We start from the raw sequence: 25,972 nt of genomic DNA, 5'->3' as shown, positions 1-25,972 counted from the left end.
CCCGTCCCCACACAATGAGGCATGACCGCTCTGCTCAGATCGCTGCACACCGCCGTTCCACCCACCGTGCTGCATCAGGAGGAGGTGCGTGACGTGCTGGCCGCGCAACCCGGATTGAGCCGGCTGGGCACCCGGTTGGTCACCGCGGCGTTCAACGCCTCGGGCATCGAGCGCCGGCACACGGTCGTGGAGGAATGGCAGGACGGCGGCCGGGGCGCCGGCAGCGGTGCCGGCACCTTCTTCGACCCGGAGACCGGCCACATCCTCAATCCCAGCACCGGGGTCCGCAACGCGGTCTTCACCGACCACGCCAACGACCTCTACGAGCGGGCCGCCCGGGGTGCGCTCGAGGCCTGCCCCGACCTAGGCCCGGAGGACGTCACCCACGTCATCACCGTCTCCTGCACGGGCTTCTTCTCCCCGGGCCCCGACTACCAGCTGGTCCGCCGCCTCGGCCTGGCCGCCACCACCAAGCGCATCCACCTGGGGTTCATGGGCTGCTATGCCGCCATCCCGGCCCTGCGCGAGGCCGCGGCGCTGTGCGAGGCGGACCCGGCCGCCGTCGTGCTGGTGGTCAGTGCCGAGCTGTGCACCGTGCACGTGCGCGTGGCCAATGACCAGGACACCATCGTGGGCGCCTCGCTGTTCTCGGATGGGGCGGGAGCCGCGATCGTGACAGGGGAGTCGGCGGAGGCGAAAGAGGAAGCAGTCGCCGGCACGGGACGGGCGCCGGCACTGCGGCTGGACGGCTTCGCCACGGTGCTGACGCCAGTGGGGGAGGAGGCCATGGCGTGGAACATCGGCGATCACGGCTTCGAGATGATCCTGGGCACCTATGTCCCGCACATCATCGACGAGCACATCACCGGCGCCCTCGAGCCCCTGTTGGCCGCCGAACCCGAGCTGGCCGCCCGCCCCTACGCGGAACTGGAGCACTGGGCCATCCACCCCGGCGGGCGCAGCATCCTGGACAAGGTGCAGGCCCGGCTGGAGTTGACCGACGCCCAGCTCACACCGGCCCGGGACACCCTGCGGGACTACGGCAACATGTCCAGCGCCACCGTCCTGTTCGTGCTGAAGCACCTGCTGTACGGCACCGACGGCACCGACCCTGCCGCGGAGGGCGAGCGGGTCTGCGCCATGGCCTTCGGGCCCGGGCTGACCGTGGAGTCGGCCCTGATGACGCGCGTCGGTGGGGCCGGTTGAGCAGGTCGGTACGGCCGGGCCCGCGGGTCCGGGGGAGGGGGCCGGTCCCGGACCTGCGCTCCCGCAGCCCGGAGGCCGTCGAGCAGATGGACTACCCGGACTGTGACCTGGAGGCGCTGCACCGGACCTACCGTGGCTTCGGCGTGGTCAACCCGGTGGTCGCCGGCTGGCAGCTGACCTACCGGCGCTGGATCCGCCCGCTGCTGGACCCGGCCCGCACCGTCACGGTCCTGGACATCGGCTCCGGCGGCGGAGACCGGCCCCGCGCCTTGGCACGGCAGGCCCGGCGGGACGGCTCCCGCGTGAACATCACGGCCATTGATCCCGACGCGCGGGCCCACGCCTGGGCGACCGCGCGCCCCGCCGTGCCGGGACTGGCCTTTCGCCGGGCCACCAGCGGGGACCTGGTGGCCGCCGGGGAACGGTATGACGTGGTGGTGTCCAACCACCTGCTGCATCACCTGGACCCGGAGTCGCTCGAAGGCCTGTTGGCCGACTCGGAGCGGCTGGCCGTGCACCGGGCCATCCACTCGGATATCCGCCGCAGCCCCGCCGCCTACGCCCTCTTCTCGGCTGGGGCGGGCCTGGCGAGTCCGCTGTTCCCCAGCTCGTTCATCCGTCCCGACGGGCTCGCCTCGATCCGCCGCAGCTACACCCCGGATGAACTCGCCGCCGTGCTGCGCCCGGGCTGGCGGGTGCAGACACAGCTGCCCTGGCGGAACCTCGCGGTGTGGGATGCACGCTGACGTCCTCATCGTCGGCGCCGGCCCCGTCGGCCTGTTCCTCGCCGGACTCCTCGCGGCCCGGGGCGTGGACGTGGCCGTGCTGGAGCGCCGCGAGCACCCTCCCGAGCACTCGAGGGCCATCGGCCTGCACCCGCCGGCCCTGGATGCGCTCGCCGTCCTGGACCTGGACCGGGCCGCCGTGGCCGAGGGCGTGACGGTGCGCCGCGGGGTCGGCTACGGGGACGGCAGGTTGCTGGGCGAGATCACCTTCGACCGCGCCCATCCGCGGTACCCGTTCGTCCTGACACTGCCGCAGTCACGGACCGAGCAGCTGCTGGCCGGTCACCTTGAGCGGCTCGTCCCCGGTGCCGTGCACCGCGGCGTCGAGGTGGTGGCGGTCGAGGACCACGACGCCGGCGCCCCGGTTCTCGTGTCCGCGCGGACGGTGGCGGGGGAGACCCGCCAGTGGTCGGCCCAGGTGGTGGTGGGCGCCGACGGCGCCCACAGCACGGTGCGGTGGCTAGTCGGCATCGGCGTTGACCGGCGGGACTGGGGAGACAGCTACCTTATGGGGGACTTCGCGGACACCGCACCGGCAGGTCTCGTTGCGCCGGCCGCTGCACCGGACGCTGACCGGACCGCGGTGATCCACCTGCACCGGGACGGCGTGGTCGAGTCCTTCCCGCTGCCCGGCGGTCAACGCCGCTGGGTGGTGCACACCGGCCGGCAGCAGCGGCCGGAGAGTGCTGAGGACCTGGTGGCGTTGGTTCGCGAACGCCGGGGTGAGAACGCGTCGGAACTACCGGAACTGCCTGACGCCGCGACGGCCACCATGATCAGCGCCTTCACGGTGTACCGGCAACTGGCCCGCCGGATGGTGGCGGGCCGGACAGTGGTCATCGGCGATGCGGCGCATGCCATCAGCCCGATCGGCGGCCAGGGCATGACCGTGGGCTGGTTGGACGCACTCGCCCTCGCGCCGTTGCTGAGCGGGCTGTTCCAGGGGCCCCCGGACCTCGGCGCCTTCGAGCGGGTTCGGCTCCGCGCCGCGCGTCGGGCCGCCCGGATGGCGGAGGTGAACATGGTACTGGGACGCCCGCTGGGGGCCGCGGTCCGCCGTGGACGTGACACCCTGGCCCGAGCGGCCCTGGCCACACCAGCCAAGCACCGCCTGGCGCGGCTCTATTCGATGGGAGGGGTGATCCAACGGTGACCCTGGGACTCGTGCTCGCCGCCGTGGCCGCCATCCTGGTCGGCTCGACGCTGCAGCGGCTCTCCGGAACCGGGGTGGGACTGGTGGTGGCCCCCGTACTGGCCCTGCTGATGGGGCCGGCGCTCGGTGTCTTCGTGACGAACTCGACCACGGTGGTCTCCGGCTTCCTCATCATGCTGGCCGTGATCCGGGAGGTGGACTGGAAGCGGTACCTGCTGTTCCTGCCCATGGCCCTGCTGGGTGCGGTCCCGGCGGCCTTCATGGTGCGGGAACTCGACGCGGCGTGGTTGAACATCGTCATCGGCGCGGTGGTGCTGGTGGCTCTGGCCCTGACCTTCGGGACGCCGTCCGTGCCCCGGATTCGCTCGCGATTCCTGACGGCCGCCGCCGGAGCGGTGGGGGGATTCCTCAACACCAGTGCCGGGGTGGCCGCACCGGCCATGGTGATGTACTCGAGGTTCGCCCGCTGGGATCAGCGGTCCTTCGCCGCCACCATGCAGCCGACGTTCATGACCATGGGGATCTTCTCGGTGGCGACGAAGCTGGCGGTGGGCGCCACGACGTTCGACCAGCTCCCGCCGTGGTGGCTGTTCCCGATCATCGTGGTCACCGTGGTAGTCGGCATCCGGCTGGGCGCCTGGCTGGCCGGGAAGGTCTCGCTGGGAACCGCGCGGACGGTGGCCATCACCCTGGCCGGCCTGGGCGGTGCCGTGGCCGTGGTCCGTGGGGTGCTGATGCTGACCTGACGGAACCGAGCCACGCCGTGGCGAGGATTATCGAGTCAGGGGGCATAGAATCCACGGTGATGAGCAGATTATTCGGAACCGACGGCGTCCGTGGCTTGGCCAACGGCATCCTGACCGTCGAATTGTCGATCCAGCTGGCCCAGTCCGCCGCCGTGGTGCTGGGGCACCAGGAGACCCACGGGCGTCGCCCGGTCGCCGTGGTGGCCCGTGACCCCCGCATCAGCGGTGAGTTCATCATCTCTGCGGTCTCGGCCGGTCTGGCCAGTGCGGGCGTGGACGTCTACGACGCCGGCGTGCTTCCCACCCCGGCCGCCGCCTTCCTGGTGGACGACCTGGACGCGGACTTCGGCGTGATGATCTCCGCCTCCCACAACCCGGCCCCGGACAACGGCATCAAGTTCCTGGCGCGCGGTGGCGAGAAGCTCACCGACGATCAGGAAGACGACATCCAGCGGCAGATGGACGAGGAGCCGCATCGGCCAACCGGCGCCGACGTCGGGCGCATCCAGCGCTTCGCGGACGCCGAGGACCGCTACATCCTGCACCTGCTCAAGACCTTGCCGCACCGCCTCGACGGACTGAAGGTCGTGCTCGACTGCGCCCACGGTGCCGCCGCTGGGTGCTCGCCGGAGGTCTTCAAGGCCGCCGGCGCCGACGTCGTGGTGATCGGGGCGGACCCGGACGGCATCAATATCAATGACGGCTACGGCTCCACCCACCTGGAGAAGCTCCAGGCCAAGGTGGTGGAGTCCGGTGCGGACTTCGGGATCGCCCATGACGGCGACGCCGACCGGTGCCTGGCCGTGGACGCCACCGGCACCGTGGTGGACGGGGACCAGATCATGGGGATCCTCGCCGTGGCCCTCAAGGACGGCGGCCGCCTCAAGGATGACACGCTCGTGGTCACCGTGATGAGCAACCTCGGCCTGAAGCTGGCCATGCAGCGTGAGGGTGTCCGCCTGGTGGAGACCAAGGTGGGGGACCGGTACGTGCTGGCCGGCATGAAGCACGGCAGCTACTCCCTGGGCGGTGAGCAGTCCGGCCACGTGATCTTCTCCGACTACGCCACCACCGGTGACGGCGTGCTGACCGGCCTGCAGCTGGGCGCGCGGATGGCCGAGAGCGGCCAGACCCTGGCCGAGCTGGCCGGCGTGATGGAACGCCTCCCGCAGGTGCTCATCAACGTCAAGGACGTGGACCGGGACCGCGCGGCCGAAGATGCCGAGGTCCAGGCTGCGGTGGCCGACGCCGAGGCCCGCCTGGGCGAGACCGGCCGGGTGCTGCTGCGTCCCTCCGGGACCGAGCCCGTGGTCCGCGTGATGGTGGAGGCCTCCGACGAGGAGCAGGCCCGCCGCGAGGCCGAGGACTTGGCCACGGTGGTCGAGCGCGAACTCGCGCTCTCCGCTGACCCGGTCTGAGCGTGAGCGAGGAACGCCCGGCTGAGGAGGATCCGGCTGAGCCGGTCCCGGCCGAGCCGGAACTGACCGAGATCGATCCGGCTGAGACGGACCCCGCCGGAGAAGTGTCCCCGGTCGGCAAGTGGACGGTCTTCCTTCTGTGCGCGGCGGCCACCGTGGTGCTGGTGGCACTGGTCTGTTTCGCCATCAGCCTGCCGACCTGTGAGCATCCGCCGAACTCCTGGGCCCCGTGCATCGGACCGTGAAGATGCTTCTTAGAGTGTCCTTGGCCTCTCGTAGTCTGGGGTCTCTGGTCATAAGCTAGCGGAGAGAGAGGTAGTGACCATGGTTGCAGTTGTCGCAGAAATTCTGACTGTTGAAGAGGCCCGCGAGCGTCTTGGCGCTTTGTGCGCGGAGATCGCATCGGCGTACGGCAGCGTAGAGCATTTCGAAACCCAGGCGCACCATTACGGTCTCGATGCAACCGGATTGGCCAAGTATGATCGCATGCGCGAGCTGGAGTACTTGCTGAGTGAGTGATTCGCCGACACTCCAAGAGTTGTCGACGGTGTTCGCCGAGGATCTGACGAGGACAGTTCAGGCTGTCGTTCCACAGTGTGCGCCATTTTCAGCCACGGCTATCGCGGAAAGCTCGAAGGTCTCCGTCACCCAGAGTCCAGCGCTCGGCATTGTTCTGACCGTTGCACCTTCAAATCCACGCTCACCGGGATGCTCTGACATACGTCATGACCAAGGCTGGTAGCGGCACCCGGAGGGGTCGCCGTCGAGCAGAATCCGAAGACGTCCCCATGATGCAGGAACTTCACTTCCCCATGGGCGGCCACCGGTTCCGACCTGCGCTCGAAGATGTCCTTGAAATGCTGATCGACGAGTTTGGGATCGACAACGACCAAAATGCTCGAGAGGCGTTGAAGCGTGGACGTTTGGTCTGGCGGCAGACACAGACAAAAAGTGCCGTCCGGGACGATCCGGAATCGGCAGTCGAAGTACTGCGTGGCTTGGGTTACGACGTCACTTGGCGCGGCCAGGGCAGCGAACCCGAATCGAGAGTGGACAGGCTTCAAGCCCTGTAGCGCCCAAGCCTTGACCCTGTTCTAGGAACACAGTGTGACCTGACGGTATAGCCCATCGTCAACACTGAGGAACAGCCCATGCGCAGCCAGATGCCTCCACCGTCACGTCATCCTTCAGCACGGCCTTCAGCCCGGCCATCATCACGACGCCGGCCGCTCGCCGTCGGCGCGATGCTCGCGGTCCTGGCCCTCGCCGGCCCGTTGGCGGCCTGCGCCCCGGGAGGTGAACCGCAGCCCACGGGAGAGTCGTCACCCACAGACTCCTCGACGGCTGGACTCGCGCAGTTCTACGGCCAGGATCTGGCGTGGGAGGCGTGCGAGGACTATGCGACCACCTCCACCGAGCAGAAGGTCTACGAGCTGGTGGAGGGCACCGAGTGCGCGCGGATGGCGGTCCCGCTGGACTACGAGGACCCGGAGGGTGAGGAGGCCTCCGTGGCCGTGCTGAGAGTCCCGGCCCGGGGCGAGTCCCAGGGCCCGCTGGTCATCAACCCGGGCGGCCCGGGCGGGTCCGGGTTGATGGGCGCGGTCAACACGGCCGCAGGGATGGCGGAGAGTCCCGTCACCGAGAAGTTTGACGTGGTCGGCTTCGATCCGCGCGGCGTCGGCGCCACCACCCCGGCGATCGACTGCTATTCGGATGCCGAGGCGGACTCCGGGGAGGTCGCGCTGGGTTCCCAGGGCACCACGGTGCAGTTCACGGAGGAGGACACCCGGGCGCTGACGGAACGGTGCGCCGAGGGCTCCGGGGGCATGGAGGCCCTCGCCCATGTGGGCACCCGGGACACCGCTCGGGACATGGACGTGCTGCGAGAGGTCCTGGGCCAGGAGAAGCTCACCTACCTCGGCCAGAGCTACGGCACCCGTCTCGGGGCCGTCTATGCCGAACAGTTCCCCGAGCGGGTCCGGGCCATGATCCTGGACAGTGCCGCGGACCCCTCGCAGGGTACCCTCGAGCGGCGGGTCAAGGCCTACGCCGGCTTCCAGGCCGCCTTCAACGAACTGGCAAAGGCCTGCGCGTCAGAGCCCGATTGCCCCCTGGGTGACGATCCCGCCCAGGCCACCGAGAGGTTCCAGGAGATCGTGCAACCGTTGCGGGAGAATCCGGTGCCCGCACAGGGCGTCGAGCTGACGTTCGACGGCGCGGTCGGCGGGGTGATCTCCGGGCTGTACGCGCCACAGAACTGGGAGGACATCATCACCGGGATCCGGGAGGTCGAGCAGGGCCGCGGGGACACCCTGCTGCAGTTGAGCTACGCGTTCAGTCTGCGCGATCCGGAGGGCGGCTGGCCCAACCAGAATGAGGCGAACCACGCCATCAACTGCCTGGACGAGGATCGTCTGAGCCCGGAGGAGGGAGCCGAGCTGCGGCAGCAGACCTACGAGCAGGCTCCGTTCATGGACCCCGGGGTGGACGTCAGCGACGGCGCCCGCGATGGCTGCGAGCACTGGCCGGCGGAGCCCACGCTCGGCTTTCCCCATGCTGAGGACATCGAGGGCCTGCCGGAGACCCTGGTGGTGGCCCTCACCCAGGATCCGACCACCCCGTATGAGGGCTCGGAGGCCATGGCCGCATCGCTCGGCAGCTCCCTGCTGACGGTGGAGGGGCAGGGGCACACGATCGTCGCCGCAGGCCTCAGTGACTGTGTGAACCAGGTCGCGGCGGACTACCTGATCGAGTTGAAGACACCGGAGGAGGGAGCGAGCTGTACCCTGTGACCTCGGGGGTGAGCGGTGTGTGGAGCACGCGGGAAGTGGCGGAATTGGCGGGGACCACGGTCAACGCCGTGCGTTTCTACCACCGCTCCGGACTGCTGGAGGAGCCCGAGCGCAAGTCCAACGGCTACAAGCAGTACCGGGCCCGTCACCTGGTGCGCCTGCTGCGGATCCGCCGCCTGCGGGACCTGGGGGTGCCCCTGTCCCGGATCGGGGCCGTGGATGCGGAGGGTGACGAGGCGCTGGAGGCGTTGCGGATGCTGGACGCCGAGCTGCAGGAGACCATCCAGCGCCTGCAAGGGGCCCGGGCGGAGGTGGCCGCGATCCTGGAACACCGTGCGCCGCCCGGCGTCCCGGCGGGCTTCGAGGCGGTGGCGCCCCTGATGTCCGAGGCGGACCGGTCCATCGTGTCGATCTACGGGCAGCTGTACGACGAGCAGGCGATGGCAGACGTGCAGCGCATGATCGCCCGGGACACGGACAGGGAATCCCGAGCCATGGCCCGGGAGTTCGCTGAGCTGCCCGAGGACGCTGATGAGGCCTGCCGTCAGGGCCTGGCCGAACGTCTGGCCCCCGTGCTGGCCACGCATCTGACCGACTATCCGTGGCTGACCGACCCCCGGCCCCACCTGTCCCGGGGTCAGTCCGTCACGGACCGCGCCATCGGGGAGGCGATGGCCGAGCTCTACACCCCGGCGCAGCGGGATGTGCTCCGCCGCGTCCTTATCCTTGTCAGCGCCGAGAAGGCCGAGAAGGCCGAGAAGGCCGAGAAGGCCCAGAACGACGCCGACCCGCAGCCTGGTCGGTGAGACCGGCGGCGGGTCGGGCGTGGGGCGGGCGGGGAGTCAGGCCGTGGGTCAGTTCTCCGTCCGCGGCGGCACGGAGCCACCGCTACGGTTCGCGGCCAGGAGATCGCGGATCTCGGTGAGGAGGACGACGTCGTCGGAGATCTCCACGGCGTCCGGGTCGATGCCGAGCTTGCGGTTGCGCATCTCGATCATCTTGTTCATGGGCATCACGATGACGAAGTAGACGGCGGCGGCGATGAGCAGGAAGTTGACGACGGCGGTTAGCAGCACCCCGAACCGGATGTCATTGCCGTTGAGGGTGACCACGGCGAACGAGTCGAAGTCCGGTGATCCCACCACGCCGGAGATGAACGGCATCAGCACGGAATCGACCATGGCAGTGACGACGGCGCCGAAGGCGGAACCGATAACGACGGCAACGGCGAGATCGACGACGTTGCCCTTCATGATGAAGTCTTTGAATCCCTGGAGCATGGCCTCAACGTAGACCGACCGGGTCCCGGCGGCCACCACATCCGGGGTGACACGCCGGGGACACTGATCCTCCCGTCACAGAGACGTGCTGGTCAGAGGCATCACCACCGGTGCGCCACGTCAACGACGAGGCGTGATCCGGTGCCCGGACCGTCGAGGATGAAGGCCCGGAAGGGCAACCGTGCCCGGACGCCGAGCCCGAAGGTGGTCTGGCCCTCGAAGCTGCCGGCATAGGCCACCTGGCGGAAGGTGCTGTACCCGCTGACGTTCTTTGCGTTGGCCCAACTGGCAGGAGCGTAGGTGGGCCGGCCCGAAGTGTTGTAGGCGGGGGATTTGACGATGATCCTCAGATCCGCGGCGCCGGCGAGCGGGACATACTGGCCCGAGCCCTCCCGGTGGACCGAGGCGTAGCGGACGTCATAGCCCTTGACCTTATACCTGAGGTCGATCACCATCCGGTCGTAGCAGGTGTGCCTGGCGGTACGCACACCCGTGATCTGCGCACCACTATGCGTCCCGGCGGCATCGGTGGTGGAGCCCCACGTGATGCCGCAGTATGGGGCCGCGGCGGCCGGGGGCGGGACGGCCGCACTCATGCCCGTGGCGAGTCCCACGGCGAGGACGAAGGTCCCGAGGGTTGCAAGTGGTTTCTTCATGGCCGTGCCTTCTTCCCGGGGCACCACAGCTGCGGCGCCAAGTGGAAGAATTGTGCGCCGGGCGGCGGTGGAGGGACAGCCCGGCCAGGCTCCCGATGCATTGCGATTCGGCGCCCAAATCCGCCCGCTGGACGGCCGTTGGCTACGGTTCGGTCAAGGGGCGGAATCGGGTCCGTAGTCCGGGGCCGGGTCGAAGCCCCAGGCGGTCTCCAGCACCCCACCAGAACGCACGACGCCGGCTGCGGCCTCGGTGCCCACGTACCGCAGGTGCCACGGCTCGGGGGAGTAGCCGGTCACGTCCTCGGCGCCGTCCGGGTAGCGGATGATCCACCCGTGCTCGGCGGCGTGCTCCGCCACCCAGGCGCCTTCCGGGGTGTCCCCGAAGCACTGCTCGAGCGTGCAGGCGCCGTCCGCGGCACCGACGTCCATCGCCAGGCCGGTCTGGTGTTCAGAGAAGCCGGGGCGCGCGGAGATCCGGTCCGCCTCGGCCTGCCCGTACCGTTCCACCCAGCCGCCGTAGGTGCCCTGCTGGTAGCCGTAAGAGCGGTAGGCGCTGACCAGGGTCAGGTCCACGCCCTCGTCGGCCGCCGCAGCGAACAGATCCTCGGCCGCGCCCGCCGCCTCGTCCCGGAGTTCCATCGAAGCCTTCGACGCCGGCACATCCGGAACGTGCAGATCCTCCGGTGCGTAGTCGGCCGGGTCCAGGGGGTTGAGCTTGTTGACCATCACGTGGATCGAGTCGGGGGACCCATGATCCATCGTCGACTCGTCGGGCACGGCGCTGGCTGTGGGAGTCTCCGGCGAGGCGGACGGCGTGACGGGGCTGGACATGATGGGCGGCGAGGCGGAGATCGACGCGGACACTGACGGATGGGCCGTGGCACTGTCCGTGGCGGATCCGGTCGGCGGTTCGTCCGTTGTGGAACAACCGGTCAGCAGCAGAGCCAGGACACCGAGAGTCAGGAGAGAGCGGGCGCCGCGCACGTTCAGACCTTCCGGAGCAGCACGCGGGTGACGGCGTGGCCCACGTCCTTCGTCATCACGAGCTTGGCGCGGCCGCGGGTGGGCAGCACGTTCTGGGTGAGGTTGGGCCCGTTGATGCGGTCCCAGATGTCGGAGGAGGTGGCGATCGCCTCGGCGTCGGACAGGGTGGCGTAGCGGTGGAAGTAGCTCTTGGGGTCCGCGAAGGCCCCGGAGCGCAGGCGCATGAACCGTTCGGTGTACCACTGCCGGATGGCGGGGGTCTTGGCGTCCACGTAGATGGAGTAGTCGAAGAAGTCGGAGACGCTCAGGCCCGCGGTGCCGTCCGAGCGGACCCGGGGCGGGGCGAGAACGTTGAGCCCCTCGATGATGAGCACGTCCGGGCGGTGCACCACCACTTCCTCGTGCGGAAGGATGTCATAGGTGAGGTGGGAGTACATGGGGGCCCGGACCTCCGGGGCGCCCGACTTGATGTCCGCCACGAAGCGCATCAGCCGGCGTCGGTCATAGGACTCCGGGAATCCCTTGCGCTGCATGAGACCGCGGCGTTCCAGCTCGGCGTTGGGGTAGAGGAAGCCGTCCGTGGTGAGCAGCTCCACCCGGGGGGTGTTGGGCCAGCGGCGCAGCATCTCCTGGAGCACGCGGGCCGTGGTGGATTTCCCGACGGCGACGGAACCGGCCACGCCGATCACGAAGGGTGTGCGCCGGGTGGATTCACCGAGGAACTCGTTGGAGGCCCGCCGCAGATGGGCGGCCGCATCAACCTGGATGCTCAGCAGCCGGGAGAGCGGCAGGTAGACCTCGGCGACCTCACGCAGGGAGAGGTGCTCGCCGATGCCGCGCAGCCGGTCGATGTCCGACTGGTCGAAGGGCTGTTCCATCTCATTGGCCAGCCGAGCCCAGGTGTCCCGCTCCAGCTCGATGAAGGGGGAGTAGTGGTTCTCGGAGTCGGCGGGCTCCGGTGGGGAGCCTGCCCAACTGGCGGGGCCGGGCGGAGTGACAGGCGTGGCCTGCGGGAGTCCGGAGCCGGCGGCGTCGGGTGGATTCACCCATCCATTATCCATCCATCCGGGCCCTCACTGTGACGGCGGACTCTTCGGTGACTTGACCTTCCGCGGCGGACTCGTCAAAGCCGGCTCATCGAATGCCTTTTGTCTGCCGGTAGTATCACTCCTCGTGAGAGATAAATTGGTCGGAACGTCGAAGCTTCAATGGGCGGCACTGATACTCCTGGTGATGGCTATCGTGGCCTTGCTGGTGGTCCTCTTCACCCAGCAACAGGCCTACCGGACCGATGCCGAAGCCGCCCGCGGCGGCAATGCGCCCGCTCCGGCGCAGGAGACTTCACCCTCCGCCGAACCCACACCCTCGGCCAGCCCGTCCGCCACGGAGGCGTCCGAGGAGGCCCCTGAGGACCCGGTAGACGCCGTCACCACAGCCGCCCAGGCCGTCGTCAACCGGGGCGACGACTCCGTCATCAACGTGCTCGGGGACTCCACGTCCAACACCAGCAGCGAATGGGTGTACCGCTGGGCCGAGGAGCTCGGCGGGGACGCCGCCGTGACGGTCCATACCTGGAACCCCGAAGAAGGCACCTGGTACCTGGAGCCCCGTACCTACGGCGGGGGTGATCGGGCCATCACCATCTGGAACGGCTCCGCTGCCGAGGGCACCCCCGGCTTCCCGCTGGAGCTGGACGGCATGATCGAACCCGAGGCCGACCTGACGATCCTGAACTATGGGCACTGGGGTGACCCGGAGTTCGTGGCCTCCTCGCTGGAGGACCTGCTCAACACCCTGGACGCCGGTGCCGAGGGCGCCGCTCCCGTGGTCCTCACCGCCCAGAACCCGGCACAGCCCACGTGGATGGGCTACGCGGACACGAACCGGGATGCCATGCGCACCGCTGCCGAGGAGCGTGAGCTGCCGGTGATCAACATCGAGGGCGCCTTCGAGGACTCCGGCGACTGGGAGTCCCTGCTGGCGGACGAGGTCAACCCGAACGAGGACGGCCACCAGCTGTGGGCGGACACCGTCACGGAGTTCTTCGCGGCCTGAACCCCGCCCGCCTTCAGGGGCAAACAGCGGGTGAACTTCATCTGATGGTCATTTCGGGGCCTTGATTCCAGGGGATTTCTGGGATATTTGAACGAGGTTTTTCCCACGTCAGTTGGAAGTTACCAGCAGGTAACCAATGTTGTCTGGTTAGGATGCGAATATGCCACCGTCCGGGGGGATGGGCATGACGCACGCCAGACGGAACGGTTCTTCACACCGCCTGAACTGCACCACTCCCCGCCGGGGCAATCATCTATTGCACCTTTGGGAGTGGGAAATCTATGGCGCAGCACATGGCCCGTCGAAAGCGCAAAAGACTGACGGGATTAGCAGCCGGGGTCGTGACCATGGCGGTCATCGCAGCCCCTGTGGGAGCGGTCCACGCGGCCCCCACGGACGATTCCGAGGCGAGGGCACGGGTCATCGACTCCTCGCTGTTCACCTCCGAGCTGGCCGCCGTCGGCCACTCGGAGAGCGGCAACCCCAGCGACCCGGGACCGAACACCGGCACCGTGGACGCCTCGCTGCTGGGGGCACTCCAGCTCGATCTCGGCGCGCTCCAGCTTCCGGTGGTCGGCACCGCGGGCAGCGCCGGCCTGCTCGAGATCGGGGACCTGGGGTTGCTCAACTCCTACTCGTCGTCCCCCTCCGCTTCCTCTTCCACGGCCAGCTCCGGCGTGATCGGTGAGAACGGCGCCGTCAATCTGGATGCGGCGAACGCCGCCGGCCCCGCGGCCAACACCACCGTGAACCTGACGGACCTGCTGGACCAGCTCCAGGTGGCCGGGCTGACCGACCAGATCGTCCAGGAGATCAGCCTCGAACTGGGCGCCGTGGCCTCCACCGCCACCCAGACAGCGCCAGGGGCGGCCACCACCGACTATGTGGTGACAGACGGCAACCTGGTCATCGACAGCCCGCTGGTGGGTGCCCTCTCGGCAGACCTCCAGACAACCGTCACCGGGGCCGGCGGGATCGCCGACGACCTGGTGGGTTCCGAGGGCCTGATCGGCAGCACCGTCGAGGGACTCGCCACCGAGATCAACATCCCGCTGGTGGCCAGCCTCGACCTCTCCGGCGGGACGGCCGGCGTCAACGGCCTGGACGCGGCCCTGGCCGAGGCCTCCGCCACCCTGCTGGCCGAGCCGTTGCAGGACGCCAACGGGCTGGTGTCCGTCAACCTGGCGGACGGGACCATCCAGGTCGATGTGGCGCAGCTGGCCGGCGGGACCGACGGCGGCCTCAACGGCCTGGCCCCGAACACGCAGGTCCTGACCGCGGACGCCATCGGCCTGATCACCGACGCGGTGGCCGAGGCCCTCGGATCCGTAGACGAGACCGTCAACGAGACGGTGACGGAGGTGCTCAACGCCACCGAGGTGGACATCGCCCTGCCCGTCGAGCTGACCCTGCTCGGGGGCGTCGTGGACGCCGCTGACGGACAGGTCCTGGTCAACGGCACCCTCGGCCAGTTGGCTGGCACCACCGAGGGCCAGCCGGACATCACCCTGGACCTGGATCTGCTTGGGCTTCCGCTCGACACCGTCCTGGACCCGGTGGTCGACTTCCTGGACGATGCGCTGCTGGCACCGCTGGCTGCGGGGCTCGGTCCGATCCTGACGGCGGGCGCCGGCGAGGTGTCCGGCGCCGTGACCGGTCTCGTGGATCCGGTACTGGAGACCGTGGACCCGGTCCTGACCGAGGTGCTCGACGAGATCGTGGACCTCACCATCAATGAGCAGCGCGAGCCGGGCCTGCGGGGCGCCGAGTCGACGACCGTCAACGCCGTGAGCCTGGAACTGCTGCCTGGCGCCCAGGCCGTGGATCTCAACCTGGCCTCCTCCACCGTGCGTGCGGCGCAGATCGCCCCGGAGCTCACCGTGACGCCCGAGATGGTGGCCCCCGGTGACGAGGCCACCGTGAACGGCAGTGACTACCCGCCGAACGCCGAGGTGGATGTGCAGCTTCTGGATCTGGCCGGTGAGCCGGTTCCGGGTACCGCGACCACGGTGACCTCGGATGAGAATGGTGATTTCACGACTACGATCACGGTGCCGGAGGGGACCGAGCCCGGCGCCTTCGAGGTTGAGGGTGTCTCGGGTGATGTTGCTGGGACGGCACCGCTGACTGTCGAGTCGGCAGACGAAGTGGGTCCTGCGGACTTGTCCGTCTCGCCGGGAACCGTTGTTCCCGGTGACGAGGTGACGGTGGATGGCTCCGGTTATCCGCCGAGCGCCGAGGTGGATGTGCAGCTTCTGGATCCGGCCGGTGAGCCGGTTCCGGGTACCGCGACCACGGGGGCCTCGGACGAGAATGGTGATTTCACGACCACGATCACGGTGCCTCAGGGGACCGAGCCGGGTGCCTTCGAGGTTGAGGGTGTCTCGGGTGATGTTGCTGAGACTGCGCCGTTGACGGTTGAGGATGCGGTCGAGGCCGGTCCTGCGGACTTGTCCGTCTCGCCGGGGACTGTTGCTCCGGGTGAGGACGTCACCGTCGATGGCTCCGGTTACCCGCCGAGCGCCGAGGTGGATGTGCAGCTTCTGGATCCGGCCGGTGCGCCGGTTCCGGGTACCGCGACGACGGTGACCTCGGACGAGAATGGTGACTTCACCACCACGATCACGGTGCCTGAGGGGACCGAGCCGGGTGCCTTCGAGGTTGAGGGTGTCTCGGGTGATGTTGCTGAGACTGCACCGCTGACTGTCGAGTCGGCAGACGAAGTGGGTCCTGCGGACTTGTCCGTCTCGCCTGGCACTGTTGCTCCGGGTGAGGACGTCACGGTCGATGGCTCCGGTTACCCGCCGAATGCCGAGGTCGAGGTCCAGCTCCTGGACCCCGAGGGCAATCCCGTCCCGGGCACCGAGAGCGCGGTGACCACGGATGAGAATGGTGACTTCGAGACTACGATCACGGTTCCCGAGGGCACTGAGCCGGGCGACTACGACGTGGTCGCCGAGGCCGGTGATGTGACCGAGACTGCCCCGCTCGAGGTGCAGGATGCGGCGGAGGCCGGCCCGGCCGAGCTTTCCGTCTCACCCGGCACTGTTGCTCCGGGCGAGGACGTGACGGTGGACGGTAGCGGTTACCCGCCGAATGCCGAGGTCGAGGTCCAGCTCCTGGACCCCGAGGGCAATCCCGTCCCGGGCACCGAGAGCGCGGTGACCACGGATGAGAATGGTGACTTCACCACCACGATCACGGTTCCCGAGGGTACCGAGCCGGGCGACTACGACGCCGAAGCGATCTCTGGCGGAATGCAGGAGACGGCGCCGCTGACGGTTGAGGATGCTGACCAGGCCGGTCCTGTGGACCTGTCGGTTTCGCCCGGCACTGTTGCTCCGGGTGATGAGGTGACGGTCGACGGCTCTGGCTTCCCTCCGAACACCGAGGTCGAGGTCCAGCTCCTGGACCCCGAGGGCAACCCGGTGCCTGGCACCGAGACCACGGTGACCACGGATGAGAACGGTGACTTCGAGACCACGATCACGGTCCCTGAGGGCACCGAGCCCGGTGACTACGACGTGGTCGCCGAGGCCGGTGACGAGACCGAGACCGCCCCGCTCGAGGTGGAAGCGCCGGACGCCGGCACGACGCCCGAGTTGTCCGTGGATCCCGGAACCGCAGCCCCCGGCGACGAGGTCATCGTGGAGGGTTCCGGCTACCCGCCGAACACCGAGGTCGAGGTCCAGCTCCTGGACCCCGAGGGCAACCCGGCCCCCGGCACCGAGACCACGGTGACCACGGACGAGAACGGTGACTTCACCACCACGATCACGGTTCCCGAGGGCACCGAACCCGGCGCTTACGAGGTCGAGGCCGTGACCGGCGAGGACTCGGAGGTCGTCCGGCTCGAGGTGCGGGAAGCCGTCCAGGGGGATGACGACCCCGACGGTGACTTCGGTGACACCCCGGGCGGTTCCCCGAACGATCCGGGGAACGACAACGGCAACACCAATCCCGGGAACAACAACTCCGGGAACAACAACTGGAACGGCACCTCGGACCGTCCCGACGGTGATCAGCTGGCCCGCACCGGTGCGGACCACGGCTGGCTGATCGGCGGTGGCCTCCTGCTGCTGCTGCTCGGCGGCGGCCTGATGCTGATGGAGCGCACGATGCGGCGCACCAGCTGACACCGGCCAGCCGGCGAGCCCGTACAACGGTCAGCCGGTAAGCCGACACCACAGAAGCCAGGAGCGGCGGGAGCAATCCCGCCGCTCCTGGCCGTTTCGCAGCAGGCACGGTCCGCCCGAACAGTCACGCCGGCAACACCTCCCACGCCCGGCCACCCTTGCCCTGAGGCTCCAGGACGCGTAGGCAGGGACCATGGACACTCCCCACAATGATCCCCATCAGCTCAACCAGATCAACCAGCACGAGTTGCAGGACTACCTCAATCACCACCTGCTGGGTGCCAAGAGCGGCATCCGCCTGTTCCAGGCCGCCGCGGACACGTGGGACGGCACCGAATACGAGCAGGAGTTCCGTGATCTGTCTGGGGAGGTCACTGAGGAGAAGGAGGAACTCGAGCAGCTGATCGATCGGCTCGGGCTGCGGCAGTCGATCGTGGAGAATGCCCTGGGCGTGGTCGCTGGAGCGGCCGGCCGGCTGAATCCCGTGAACATCACCCGGTCGAAGTCCGAGGGCATGACGCAGGTGGAGATGGACATCCTGCAGAGCGCCTTGCAGGGCAAGGCCGGCATGTACGCCGTGCTGGCCAAGCTGGCGGAGCGCTTTCCCGAGGCCGGCCTGGACGGCCAGCGGATGAAGGACCTCTACCAGCAGGCGCAGGACCAGCAGGCCAGGGTCCGCCGCATCAGCGACGACACGATGGATACCCGCTTCGTCGCCCACTGAGCGAGGGGCCGCCGACCGACCTGGGCATCACGCTCGGCATCACGGCACCAGTTCACGTCGAAACGCGCCGGGCGAATCGGCAGTTATCGCGGCCGTGATGGGGGAGGGGGCCGACCCTGGTGCGTGACGCCAGATACCGCGCGGGGAGCGGCTACTTCAGCTCGACGAACAGCACGTGCGTGTCCGTGGTCCCCACATTGTGGCCCACGTGGTTCTGGGCTGGCAGCCACTGCACCTGGTGCGCCGCGAGCTCCACCGGACGGGTGGTTCCGGCCACGGTGATCTCCCGTTGGAAGTCGCTCAGCGTGACCATCAGGCTGTCCCCGTGGTGGTGTTCGTGGGTCCGGGTTCCCGGGGTGTCCCGGTACTCGAGGACCCGCACTCTCTCGTTCTCGAAGATGATGGCGTAGAGGTCACCGTCGGTCTCGGTGGGATTCTGACTCATGGCTCTCCCCGTGGGGTTCTGACGTGGTGGCAGAACCGTACGCCCGGCACCTGGTGCAGGCAATGACTCCGCAGCTGCGATGGGGGCGAGGCACCCTTGTGCCCTCCGTGAGACGGGCGTAGCAATGGGTGGGTGACTACTACAGACCGGATCGCCGAGCCTTGGGGCACCCGCACCCCCTACTCCGCCGGAGAGTCCTGGCCGGTGCGGGTGGACACCCACCTGGAGGAGGGGCTGGACCCGGACGCCGTGGACCGGTGGGTCCAGACCGCCTCGATCCTGCACTCCAACGGGGACGCCCTGGACATCGCGGTGAAGGACGGGCGGATCGCTGGGGTCCGCGGCCGGGCGGGGGACCGGGTCAACCACGGCCGGCTGGGCGTGAAGGACCTCTACGGCTGGCAGGCCAACGCCTCCCCGGACCGGCTGACCAGGCCGCTGGTGCGAGTGGATGGCGAACTGGTGGAGACGGACTGGGACACCGCCATGGACCGGATCGTGGCCCGCACCCGGGAACTGCTGGACGAACAGGGGGCCAGCGCCCTCGGCTTCTACACCACCGGCCAGCTGTTCGCCGAGGAGTACTACACCCTCGGACTGATCGCCCACGGCGGGCTGGGCACCAACCACGTGGACGGGAACACCCGGCTCTGCACCGCCACGGCGGCTGCCGCCCTCAAGGAGTCCTTCGCCTGCGACGGGCAACCGGGCAGCTACACGGACATCGACCACGCGGACGTCATCGCCCTCTACGGGCACAACATGGCGGAGACACAGTCCGTGCTGTGGATGCGGATCCTGGACCGCCTCTGCGGCCCGAACCCGCCGCAGCTGATCTGCGTGGACCCGCGGCCCACGGAGGTCGCCCGCCACGCCGCCGTGCACCTGGCCCCGCGGCCGGGCACCAACGTGGCCCTGATGAACGGGCTGCTGCATGAGATCATCGCCCGCGAGCAGATCGACCGGGACTACATCAGCGCCCACACGGTGGGCTACGCCGAGCTCGAGCAGCGGGTCCGCGAGTACACCCCGGAGCACGTGGCCCAGATCTGCGACGTCCCGGCCGAGCAGATCCGCGAGGCCGCACGCATCATCGGCGGTGCCGAGCGGCTGCTCTCCACCGTGCTGCAGGGCTTCTACCAGTCCCACCAGGCCACGGCGGCGTCCGTGCAGGTCAACAACGTGCACCTGATCCGCGGCATGCTGGGCCGCCCCGGCTGTGGGATCCTGCAGATGAACGGGCAGCCGACGGCCCAGAACACCCGCGAGTGCGGCGGCGACGGGGACCTGCCGGGCTTCCGCAACTGGTCCAATGATGAGCACGTGGCAGACCTGGCCCGGGTCTGGAACGTGGAGCCGTCCCGCATCCCGCACTACGGGCCGCCCACCCACGTGATGCAGATGATGCGCTACGCGGAGGACGGCTCCATCCGCCTGATGTGGGTGAGCGGCACCAACCCGGCCGTGTCCTTGCCGGAGCTCGCGCGCATCCGCGCGATCTTCGAGCAGGACCGGCTCTTCCTGGTGGTGCAGGACCTGTACCTGACGGAGACGGCCCAGCTGGCCGACGTCGTGCTTCCGGCCGCCACGTGGGGTGAGAAGACCGGGACGTTCACGAATGTGGACCGCACGGTGCACCTGTCCGAGAAGGCCGTGGACCCGCCGGGCGAGGCGAAGCCGGACCTGGACATCTTCCTGGACTACGCACGCCGCCTGGATCTGCGGGACAAGGACGGCGAGCCCCTGGTGACGTGGCACGATCCGGAGTCCGCGTTCGATGCCTGGAAGGAGTGCACGCGGGGACGGCCCTGCGACTACACGGGCCTGAGCTATGACAAGCTCCGCGGGGCGTCGGGCATCCAGTGGCCCTGCAACGAGGACCATCCCGAGGGCACGGAACGGCTCTACGAGGGCGGTTCCTTCTGGAGCGACGCGGCGTACTGCGAGAGCTACGGCAAGGACCTGGTCACCGGCGCCCCACTGGAGCCGGATGAATACAGATCACTGAATCCGGAGTCCAAGGCCGTCATCAAGGCCGCGGCGTACCTGCCCCCGCATGAGGTCACCAGTGAGGATTTTCCCTTCCAGCTCATCACCGGCAGGACGCTCTACCATTTCCACACCCGCACCAAGACGGCCCGCGCCCCGCAGCTGCAGCGGGCCGCCCCGGAGGTCTGGGTGGAACTCTGCACGCGGGACGCCGCCGCGTGGGGGATCGGCGAGGGAGACCTCACCGAGGTCACCACGCCCCGGGGCAGCGTGAAGGCGCAGGCGAGGATCACCGGCATCCGGCCCGGCGTCCTCTTCCTGCCCTTCCACTACGGCTATTGGGACGTCGGTGGCGGCTATGGCCCCGGCGACGGCGGCCGGGCCGCCAACGAGCTGACCATCACCGACTGGGATCCGGCGTCCAAGCAACCCATCTTCAAGACGGCGGCCGCCCAGATCCGCCGCGTGTCAGCCGGCCAGGGCCCGGCTCCCGCACCCACGACGACGGCGTCCGCCCCGGTGGGCGACGTCGGGTTCCGCACGGAGGGGGACCACACCGCGCAGGCCGACGAAGAGGTGCTCGTGGGCGGCGGACTCGGCACCGAGAGGGGACCACGATGAAGCTCGGACTTGTCCTGCACGAACTGCACCATTCGGAGAACGACCTGGCCCAGGAGTTGCTGCATGCCTCCGAACGCCACAAGGTCGACCACTCGATCTACCACCTGGGCCAGGACCTGGCCGAATGGTCCCGGCAGCACGTCCGGGAGATCGCCGAGATCGCCGGCGACTACGGCCAGAAGTTGGACCCTGAGCCGAAGTCGGAACTCGGCACGGCCCGGCGGCTGCGCGAACGCGGCAGCGAGATGCTGGGACGCAAGGGCTTCCCAGAGCTGGCCCTGCTGCACGATCTGCGGGAGATCTACACCAAGGCCTGCGGCGTCTCCGCTGACTGGGAGATGCTCGCGCAGGCGGCCCAAGGCATCCAGCACCTGGACCTGCTGGCCGTGGTCCAGCGCTGCCACCCGGACACCCTGCGGCAGATGAAGTGGGCCAACGCGGCCATCAAGGAGAACTCGACGCAGATCTTGGTCAGTTGACCGGGTGGTTATTCCGGTGGCTATTCCAGCGGCGAGTGCGAGCGGTGTCCCGCGTTGCCGAGGCCCTCGGCACCGTCGAAGCCATCTAGCAACGCTCGGAGGGCCTGCTGAGAGCTGATCGTCTCGCTCCAGCCGGTCGTCTCCCGTAGCTTCGTGGTGTCCATGATCGGGACGGTTTCGGCCATGTCCACCCAGCCGGGGTCGGTCGGCTGCAGCCGGGCGGCGTAGGTGGCGGCGGCCAGCGCCTTGAACACGGAGACGGGCAACTCCAGGTACCGGCGTGAGCCGAGTAGCTGGCCCATCGTCTGGGCATCCAGTACGGGCTCGGCGGCCACGTTGAAGGCGCCGCCGACCCGTTGCCGGACCACCTGCCAATACGCCTCGGCGATGTCCGAAGCGGCGACGGCCTGGAACCGGATGCCCGCCGGGAACGGCAGCACCGGCAGCCGTCCCACCGCCAGCAGCCACGTCAGCAGACGGGCCGGGACCAGGTCGCCGATGAAGTAGTCCTTGATCTCGGGTGCGGGCACCGCCCCGAAGATCAGCCCGGGCCGCAGGCGCGTGACCAGCACGCCGGGATTCTCGCGCTCAAAGGCATCCAGCAGGTCCTCCACTTCGGCCTTCTGAGCGCCGTAGTGGGAGGTGGGGGTCCCGGTGGTCGGGTGGGACTCGTCCACGGGGACGGTCTTGGAGCCCTTGCCATAGGCGCCGATCGAGGAGGCGTAAACCAGGTGCGGGACCCCGGCGTGGGCGACCGCCTGGAACACTGTCCGATTGCCCTCCACATTGACGGCCCGCAGGAACTCCCGGTCTCGATTGGGCCGGATCACCCAAACCAGGTCGACGACCGCGTCCGCGCCGCGCATCGCCGTCTCAAGCCGCGGGCCGGCGTCGGGATCCGTGACATCGATCTTGAGCCATTCCACGCCGTCGAAGGGCGGACCAGCACGGTCCGGGCCGCGCCGGGAGACGCCGACGATGGAGTCCACCTCGCCAGCGGATTTGGCGGCCTGGAGCCGGTGCAGCAGAGCGGTGCCCGCGTTGCCGGTGGCACCGAGGACCACGACGCGCATCAGCGTCCTCCGTCCGCTTCGTGGGATCCGACGTCCGCAGGGAACCTGGTGGTCTCGCCCTCCGTGCCACCTGTTGCGTTGGTGCTGAGCTCGGGCTTGAGGACCACCTTGATGCAGCCGTCCTGCTTCTTCTGGAACGTCTCGTACATCTCCGGGGCGCGGTCCAGCGGCACCTGGTGAGTGGCCAGGTCCAAAACGCCGAGCGGGTCGGAGGGATCGTCCACCAGGGGCATCAGGTCGTCGATCCAGTGCTTCACGTTGCACTGGCCCATGGTGAGAGCAATCTGCTTGTCGAACAGGGTCAGCATGGGCATCGGGTCGGCCATGCCGCCGTAGACGCCGGACAGGGAGATGGTGCCGCCGCGCCGCACGGCATCGATAGCGGTTTGGAGGGCGTTGAGGCGATCCGTGCCGGCGGTCTTCATGGCCAGCCGGCCGATAGCGTCCGGCAGCATGCCGACGGCCTGGTGCGCGAAGCCGGCGACCGGGGAACCGTGTGCCTCCATCCCGACGGCGTCCACCACCGCGTCCGGGCCGCGCCCGTCCGTGGCGAGCCGCAGCCGGGCGCCCACGTGCTTGTCCTGGTCGATGGTCTCGATCCCGTGGCGTTCGGCCATGCCCCGGCGTTCGGCCACCGGATCCACAGCGATGACCCGGTAGCCCAGGTGCTTACCGATGCGGGCGGTGAACTGGCCGACCGGTCCCAGTCCCAGAACCGCCAGGGTGCCGCCCTCGGGGACATGCGCGTACTGCACCGCCTGCCAGGCGGTGGGAAGGATGTCCGAGAGGTAGAGCCACTGCTCGTCCTGGCCGGTGTGCGGGACCTTGATGGGGCCGTAGTCAGCGTTCGGGACGCGCAGGTACTCCGCCTGGCCGCCGGGCACGGAGCCGTAGAGCCGGGAGTAGCCGAACAGAGTGGTGCCGGAGCCTTGCTCGCGGACCTGGTTAGTCTCGCACTGGGACTGCAGCCCGCGCTCGCACATCCAGCAGTGTCCGCACGAGATGGTGAAGGGGATGACCACGCGGTCGCCGGGGGAGAGGTTGGTCACTCCCGAGCCGACCTCCTCGACGATGCCCATGGGCTCGTGGCCGATCACATCGTCCTTGTCCATGAACGGGCCGAGGACCTCATAGAGGTGCAGGTCCGAGCCGCAGATGGCGGTGGAGGTGATCTTGATGATCGCGTCCGTGGGCGCCTCGATGACCGGATCCGGGACGTTCTCGATGCTGACGTGTCGCTTACCTTGCCAAGTGAGTGCCTTCATGATTGTCACGCTATGGGTGGTGGGAGCGTGTGTGAACCCCTCGGGCGTGGTCGGTGCACGGTGCGGGGCTCCCGGCGGGATAACCTAGTGCCCATGTGTGGAATCGTCGGCTACATTGGCCAGCCCTCTTTGTTGGATCAGCACTCGTCCCTGGACGTGCTCATGGAAGGCCTCAAGCGCCTTGAATACCGTGGATATGATTCCGCCGGCATTGCCGTGGTGGCTGACGGTGCTGTGGAGCACCGCAAGAAGGCTGGCAAGCTGGCCAACCTCACGGCGGAACTCGAATCCAGTCCGGTGCCGGTGGCGTCCGTGGGTATCGGTCACACCCGGTGGGCCACCCACGGCGGGCCGACTGACCTGAACGCCCACCCTCATCTGACCGACGGCGACCAGCTGTCCGTCATCCACAACGGCATCATCGAGAACTTCGCCGAGCTGAAGAAGGAACTGCTGGCCGACGGGGTCGCCTTCCGTTCGGAGACCGATACCGAGGTGGCCGCAGCTCTGCTCGGCCACATCTACCGCCACGAGGGCGAACAGGACCTGACGAAGTCCATGCAGTTGGTCAGCCAGCGCCTCGAAGGTGCGTTCACCCTGTTGGCCGTCCACGCCGATCATCCCGACCGCGTCGTGGCCTCCCGCAAGAATTCCCCGCTGGTCGTCGGCCTGGGGGAGGGAGAAAACTTCCTCGGTTCGGACGTCTCCGGCTTCATCGACTTCACCCGCCGCGCGGTGGAACTCGAACAGGATCAGGTGGTCACCATCACCGCCGACTCCGTCGAGATCACCGACTTCTTCGGTAGCCCTGCCCAGGGCAAGGAATTCACCGTCGATTGGGACGCCTCCGCTGCCGAGAAGGGTGGCTTCGCCTCCTTCATGGAGAAGGAAATCCACGACCAGCCGGCTGCCGTGGCAGACACCCTGCTGGGCCGCAGCGACGTTGACGGAAACCTGATCCTCGACGAACTGCGGATCGACGAGGACGAGCTCAAGTCCATCCGGAAGATCATCGTCCTAGCCTGCGGCACCTCCTCCTACGCCGGAATGGTCGCCAAGTACGCCATCGAGCGCTGGTGCCGCATTCCGGTGGAGGTGGAGCTTTCCCATGAGTTCCGGTATCGCGATCCGATCATCGACGCGAACACCCTGATCGTCTCCATCTCCCAGTCCGGCGAGACCATGGACACCCTGATGGCCGTGCGCTATGCCAAGGAGCAGGGCGCCCGCACCGTGTCCATCTGCAACACCAACGGCTCCACGATCCCGCGTGAATCAGATGCCGTGCTCTACACCCACGCCGGCCCTGAGATCGCCGTGGCCTCCACCAAGGCGTTCCTGGCCCAGATCACCGCGGCCTACCTGCTGGGCCTCTATCTGGCCCAGCTGACCAAGAAGCTCTACCGCGAAGAGATCAAGGACATCCTGTCCGACCTCGCCGACATCCCGGCCAAGGTCCAGCAGATCCTGGACAACGCGGACAGCATCAAGGAACTCGCCCGTTCCATGTCTGAGGCTTCCTCTGTGCTGTTCCTGGGCCGCAACGTCGGTTACCCGGTGGCCCTTGAGGGAGCCCTGAAGCTCAAGGAGTTGGCCTACATCCATGCTGAGGGCTTCGCTGCTGGCGAGCTCAAGCACGGCCCGATTGCACTCATCGATGAGGGCCAGCCGGTCTTCGTGGTGGTGCCCTCACCGATGGATCGCCACTCCCTCCACGCGAAGGTGGTCTCCAACATCCAGGAGGTCCGCGCCCGCGGCGCTAAGACCATCGTGGTGGCCGAAGCTGGCGATGAGACTGTCAGGGACTACGCGGAGCGAGTCTTCTACGTCCCGGAGACCCAACCCATGCTCATGCCGCTGTTGACCACTGTCCCGCTGCAGATCTTCGCCTGCGAGCTGGCCACGGCCAAGGGCTATGACGTGGACCAGCCGCGTAACCTGGCTAAGTCCGTGACGGTGGAGTGAGACGAAACACAGAACGGTTCTGACAAGGAGTTTTTACCTGCTGTTCAGAAAGGTGTAACTTCCACATCGGTGAACCCGGAATTGAATCACTTCCAGCAAGCGCCATAGTTCGTCCTAGACGTTTCACGTTGTAGCCCGTGACGTAGTATTCATTTGTCACTCTGTGACCGGCCTGAGGGGGCTGGGTAGAGCACGGCACG

At 68.3% G+C, this 25,972-nt stretch carries 23 protein-coding genes; 16 read left to right on the top strand and 7 right to left on the bottom strand.

Features of this window, described 5'->3' with window-relative positions:
* Positions 1–21 precede the first annotated feature (21 nt).
* The 10 genes from ACFFIO_RS02620 (at position 22) to ACFFIO_RS02575 (ending at position 8,906) form a co-directional block, all read left to right on the top strand.
* Positions 22–1,206, top strand: coding sequence for a type III polyketide synthase (locus ACFFIO_RS02620; RefSeq protein ID WP_378040063.1), 1,185 nt, complete (start codon positions 22–24; stop codon positions 1,204–1,206).
* Positions 1,203–1,952: a class I SAM-dependent methyltransferase gene (locus ACFFIO_RS02615; RefSeq protein WP_378040062.1), complete on the top strand. Its 750-nt coding sequence runs from the start codon at positions 1,203–1,205 to the stop codon at positions 1,950–1,952. Before ACFFIO_RS02620 ends, ACFFIO_RS02615 begins: the two co-directional genes overlap by 4 nt.
* Positions 1,942–3,144: an FAD-dependent oxidoreductase gene (locus ACFFIO_RS02610; protein WP_378040061.1), complete on the top strand. Its 1,203-nt coding sequence runs from the start codon at positions 1,942–1,944 to the stop codon at positions 3,142–3,144. Before ACFFIO_RS02615 ends, ACFFIO_RS02610 begins: the two co-directional genes overlap by 11 nt.
* Positions 3,141–3,890 (top strand): TSUP family transporter, encoded by a 750-nt coding sequence (locus ACFFIO_RS02605; protein ID WP_378040060.1) that lies wholly within the window; start codon positions 3,141–3,143, stop codon positions 3,888–3,890. Before ACFFIO_RS02610 ends, ACFFIO_RS02605 begins: the two co-directional genes overlap by 4 nt.
* A 59-nt stretch (positions 3,891–3,949) precedes the next feature.
* Positions 3,950–5,308: a phosphoglucosamine mutase gene (gene glmM / locus ACFFIO_RS02600; RefSeq protein WP_378040059.1), complete on the top strand. Its 1,359-nt coding sequence runs from the start codon at positions 3,950–3,952 to the stop codon at positions 5,306–5,308.
* A gap of 2 nt (positions 5,309–5,310) precedes the next feature.
* Positions 5,311–5,553 carry a hypothetical protein gene (locus ACFFIO_RS02595; protein WP_378040058.1) on the top strand — a complete coding sequence of 81 codons (243 nt, stop codon included), beginning with the start codon at positions 5,311–5,313 and terminating at the stop codon, positions 5,551–5,553.
* 79 nt (positions 5,554–5,632) lie between these two features.
* Entirely contained in the window at positions 5,633–5,827 is a 195-nt protein-coding gene (locus ACFFIO_RS02590) for a hypothetical protein (RefSeq protein ID WP_378040057.1), read from the top strand.
* A gap of 269 nt (positions 5,828–6,096) precedes the next feature.
* Positions 6,097–6,381, top strand: a complete 285-nt coding sequence (locus ACFFIO_RS02585) for a hypothetical protein (protein ID WP_378040056.1) — start codon at positions 6,097–6,099, stop codon at positions 6,379–6,381.
* 171 nt (positions 6,382–6,552) lie between these two features.
* Entirely contained in the window at positions 6,553–8,100 is a 1,548-nt protein-coding gene (locus tag ACFFIO_RS02580; protein WP_378040055.1) for an alpha/beta hydrolase, read from the top strand.
* 35 nt (positions 8,101–8,135) lie between these two features.
* Positions 8,136–8,906, top strand: a complete 771-nt coding sequence (locus tag ACFFIO_RS02575; RefSeq protein WP_378040054.1) for a helix-turn-helix domain-containing protein — start codon at positions 8,136–8,138, stop codon at positions 8,904–8,906.
* Between the two features lie 48 nt (positions 8,907–8,954).
* On the opposite strand, the gene mscL is transcribed toward ACFFIO_RS02575, so the two are convergent.
* The 4 genes from mscL to coaA all read right to left on the bottom strand — a co-directional run bounded on the left by mscL (position 8,955) and on the right by coaA (position 12,066).
* Complete coding sequence (mscL, locus tag ACFFIO_RS02570) at positions 8,955–9,380, bottom strand: large conductance mechanosensitive channel protein MscL (RefSeq protein ID WP_378040053.1); 426 nt, start codon at positions 9,378–9,380, stop codon at positions 8,955–8,957.
* Between the two features lie 101 nt (positions 9,381–9,481).
* Positions 9,482–10,036, bottom strand: coding sequence for an AMIN-like domain-containing (lipo)protein (locus tag ACFFIO_RS02565; RefSeq protein ID WP_378040052.1), 555 nt, complete (start codon positions 10,034–10,036; stop codon positions 9,482–9,484).
* Between the two features lie 153 nt (positions 10,037–10,189).
* Positions 10,190–11,020 (bottom strand): M15 family metallopeptidase, encoded by an 831-nt coding sequence (locus tag ACFFIO_RS02560; RefSeq protein WP_378040051.1) that lies wholly within the window; start codon positions 11,018–11,020, stop codon positions 10,190–10,192.
* A gap of 2 nt (positions 11,021–11,022) precedes the next feature.
* Entirely contained in the window at positions 11,023–12,066 is a 1,044-nt protein-coding gene (gene coaA, locus ACFFIO_RS02555) for a type I pantothenate kinase (protein WP_378040050.1), read from the bottom strand.
* A 187-nt stretch (positions 12,067–12,253) separates the two neighbouring features.
* Here coaA and ACFFIO_RS02550 point away from each other — a divergent pair, with 187 nt between their 5' ends.
* The 3 genes from ACFFIO_RS02550 to ACFFIO_RS02540 all read left to right on the top strand — a co-directional run bounded on the left by ACFFIO_RS02550 (position 12,254) and on the right by ACFFIO_RS02540 (position 17,935).
* Entirely contained in the window at positions 12,254–13,075 is an 822-nt protein-coding gene (locus tag ACFFIO_RS02550; protein ID WP_378040049.1) for an SGNH/GDSL hydrolase family protein, read from the top strand.
* A gap of 347 nt (positions 13,076–13,422) precedes the next feature.
* Positions 13,423–17,211, top strand: a complete 3,789-nt coding sequence (locus tag ACFFIO_RS02545) for a choice-of-anchor G family protein (RefSeq protein ID WP_378040048.1) — start codon at positions 13,423–13,425, stop codon at positions 17,209–17,211.
* A gap of 193 nt (positions 17,212–17,404) precedes the next feature.
* Positions 17,405–17,935, top strand: coding sequence for a hypothetical protein (locus ACFFIO_RS02540; RefSeq protein ID WP_378040047.1), 531 nt, complete (start codon positions 17,405–17,407; stop codon positions 17,933–17,935).
* Positions 17,936–18,086: 151 nt separating this feature from the next.
* Here ACFFIO_RS02540 and ACFFIO_RS02535 read toward each other — a convergent pair whose 3' ends face one another.
* Entirely contained in the window at positions 18,087–18,380 is a 294-nt protein-coding gene (locus tag ACFFIO_RS02535; RefSeq protein WP_378040046.1) for a cupin domain-containing protein, read from the bottom strand.
* A 132-nt stretch (positions 18,381–18,512) separates the two neighbouring features.
* Between ACFFIO_RS02535 and ACFFIO_RS02530 the strand changes: the two genes are divergently transcribed.
* Both ACFFIO_RS02530 and ACFFIO_RS02525 read left to right on the top strand, forming a co-directional pair.
* The gene (locus ACFFIO_RS02530; protein WP_378040045.1) at positions 18,513–20,990 is read left to right on the top strand and encodes a molybdopterin oxidoreductase family protein; all 2,478 of its coding nucleotides are present in this window, start codon (positions 18,513–18,515) and stop codon (positions 20,988–20,990) included.
* Positions 20,987–21,469, top strand: coding sequence for a hypothetical protein (locus ACFFIO_RS02525; RefSeq protein ID WP_378040044.1), 483 nt, complete (start codon positions 20,987–20,989; stop codon positions 21,467–21,469). Before ACFFIO_RS02530 ends, ACFFIO_RS02525 begins: the two co-directional genes overlap by 4 nt.
* A gap of 20 nt (positions 21,470–21,489) precedes the next feature.
* Here the strand turns inward: ACFFIO_RS02525 and ACFFIO_RS02520 are convergent, their stop codons facing one another.
* Together ACFFIO_RS02520 and ACFFIO_RS02515 are read right to left on the bottom strand one after the other, a co-directional pair.
* Positions 21,490–22,542: an NAD-dependent epimerase/dehydratase family protein gene (locus ACFFIO_RS02520; protein WP_378040043.1), complete on the bottom strand. Its 1,053-nt coding sequence runs from the start codon at positions 22,540–22,542 to the stop codon at positions 21,490–21,492.
* Positions 22,542–23,807 carry a zinc-dependent alcohol dehydrogenase gene (locus tag ACFFIO_RS02515; RefSeq protein ID WP_378040042.1) on the bottom strand — a complete coding sequence of 422 codons (1,266 nt, stop codon included), beginning with the start codon at positions 23,805–23,807 and terminating at the stop codon, positions 22,542–22,544. Before ACFFIO_RS02515 ends, ACFFIO_RS02520 begins: the two co-directional genes overlap by 1 nt.
* 93 nt (positions 23,808–23,900) lie before the next feature.
* Between ACFFIO_RS02515 and glmS the strand changes: the two genes are divergently transcribed.
* Complete coding sequence (gene glmS / locus ACFFIO_RS02510; protein WP_378040041.1) at positions 23,901–25,772, top strand: glutamine--fructose-6-phosphate transaminase (isomerizing); 1,872 nt, start codon at positions 23,901–23,903, stop codon at positions 25,770–25,772.
* The last annotated feature ends 200 nt before the right edge of the window (positions 25,773–25,972 follow it).

This window comes from Citricoccus parietis (assembly GCF_042433045.1).
In the GTDB taxonomy this organism is placed as follows: domain Bacteria; phylum Actinomycetota; class Actinomycetes; order Actinomycetales; family Micrococcaceae; genus Citricoccus; species Citricoccus parietis.
Note: the sequence above shows the minus strand (reverse complement) of the source record. Positions and strands in the feature narration are given on the sequence as shown.

Coding starts and splice junctions, on each gene's coding strand:
- glmS (WP_378040041.1), top strand. CDS start 23,901: ATGTGTGGAATCGTCGGCTACATTGGCCAGCCCTCTTTGTTGGATCAG.
- glmM (WP_378040059.1), top strand. CDS start 3,950: ATGAGCAGATTATTCGGAACCGACGGCGTCCGTGGCTTGGCCAACGGC.
- ACFFIO_RS02545 (WP_378040048.1), top strand. CDS start 13,423: ATGGCGGTCATCGCAGCCCCTGTGGGAGCGGTCCACGCGGCCCCCACG.
- ACFFIO_RS02565 (WP_378040052.1), bottom strand. CDS start 10,036: ATGAAGAAACCACTTGCAACCCTCGGGACCTTCGTCCTCGCCGTGGGA.
- ACFFIO_RS02540 (WP_378040047.1), top strand. CDS start 17,405: ATGGACACTCCCCACAATGATCCCCATCAGCTCAACCAGATCAACCAG.
- ACFFIO_RS02620 (WP_378040063.1), top strand. CDS start 22: ATGACCGCTCTGCTCAGATCGCTGCACACCGCCGTTCCACCCACCGTG.
- ACFFIO_RS02525 (WP_378040044.1), top strand. CDS start 20,987: ATGAAGCTCGGACTTGTCCTGCACGAACTGCACCATTCGGAGAACGAC.
- mscL (WP_378040053.1), bottom strand. CDS start 9,380: ATGCTCCAGGGATTCAAAGACTTCATCATGAAGGGCAACGTCGTCGAT.
- ACFFIO_RS02535 (WP_378040046.1), bottom strand. CDS start 18,380: ATGAGTCAGAATCCCACCGAGACCGACGGTGACCTCTACGCCATCATC.
- ACFFIO_RS02520 (WP_378040043.1), bottom strand. CDS start 22,542: ATGCGCGTCGTGGTCCTCGGTGCCACCGGCAACGCGGGCACCGCTCTG.
- ACFFIO_RS02590 (WP_378040057.1), top strand. CDS start 5,633: ATGGTTGCAGTTGTCGCAGAAATTCTGACTGTTGAAGAGGCCCGCGAG.
- ACFFIO_RS02585 (WP_378040056.1), top strand. CDS start 6,097: ATGATGCAGGAACTTCACTTCCCCATGGGCGGCCACCGGTTCCGACCT.
- ACFFIO_RS02580 (WP_378040055.1), top strand. CDS start 6,553: ATGCTCGCGGTCCTGGCCCTCGCCGGCCCGTTGGCGGCCTGCGCCCCG.
- ACFFIO_RS02550 (WP_378040049.1), top strand. CDS start 12,254: ATGGCTATCGTGGCCTTGCTGGTGGTCCTCTTCACCCAGCAACAGGCC.
- ACFFIO_RS02610 (WP_378040061.1), top strand. CDS start 1,942: ATGCACGCTGACGTCCTCATCGTCGGCGCCGGCCCCGTCGGCCTGTTC.
- ACFFIO_RS02515 (WP_378040042.1), bottom strand. CDS start 23,807: ATGAAGGCACTCACTTGGCAAGGTAAGCGACACGTCAGCATCGAGAAC.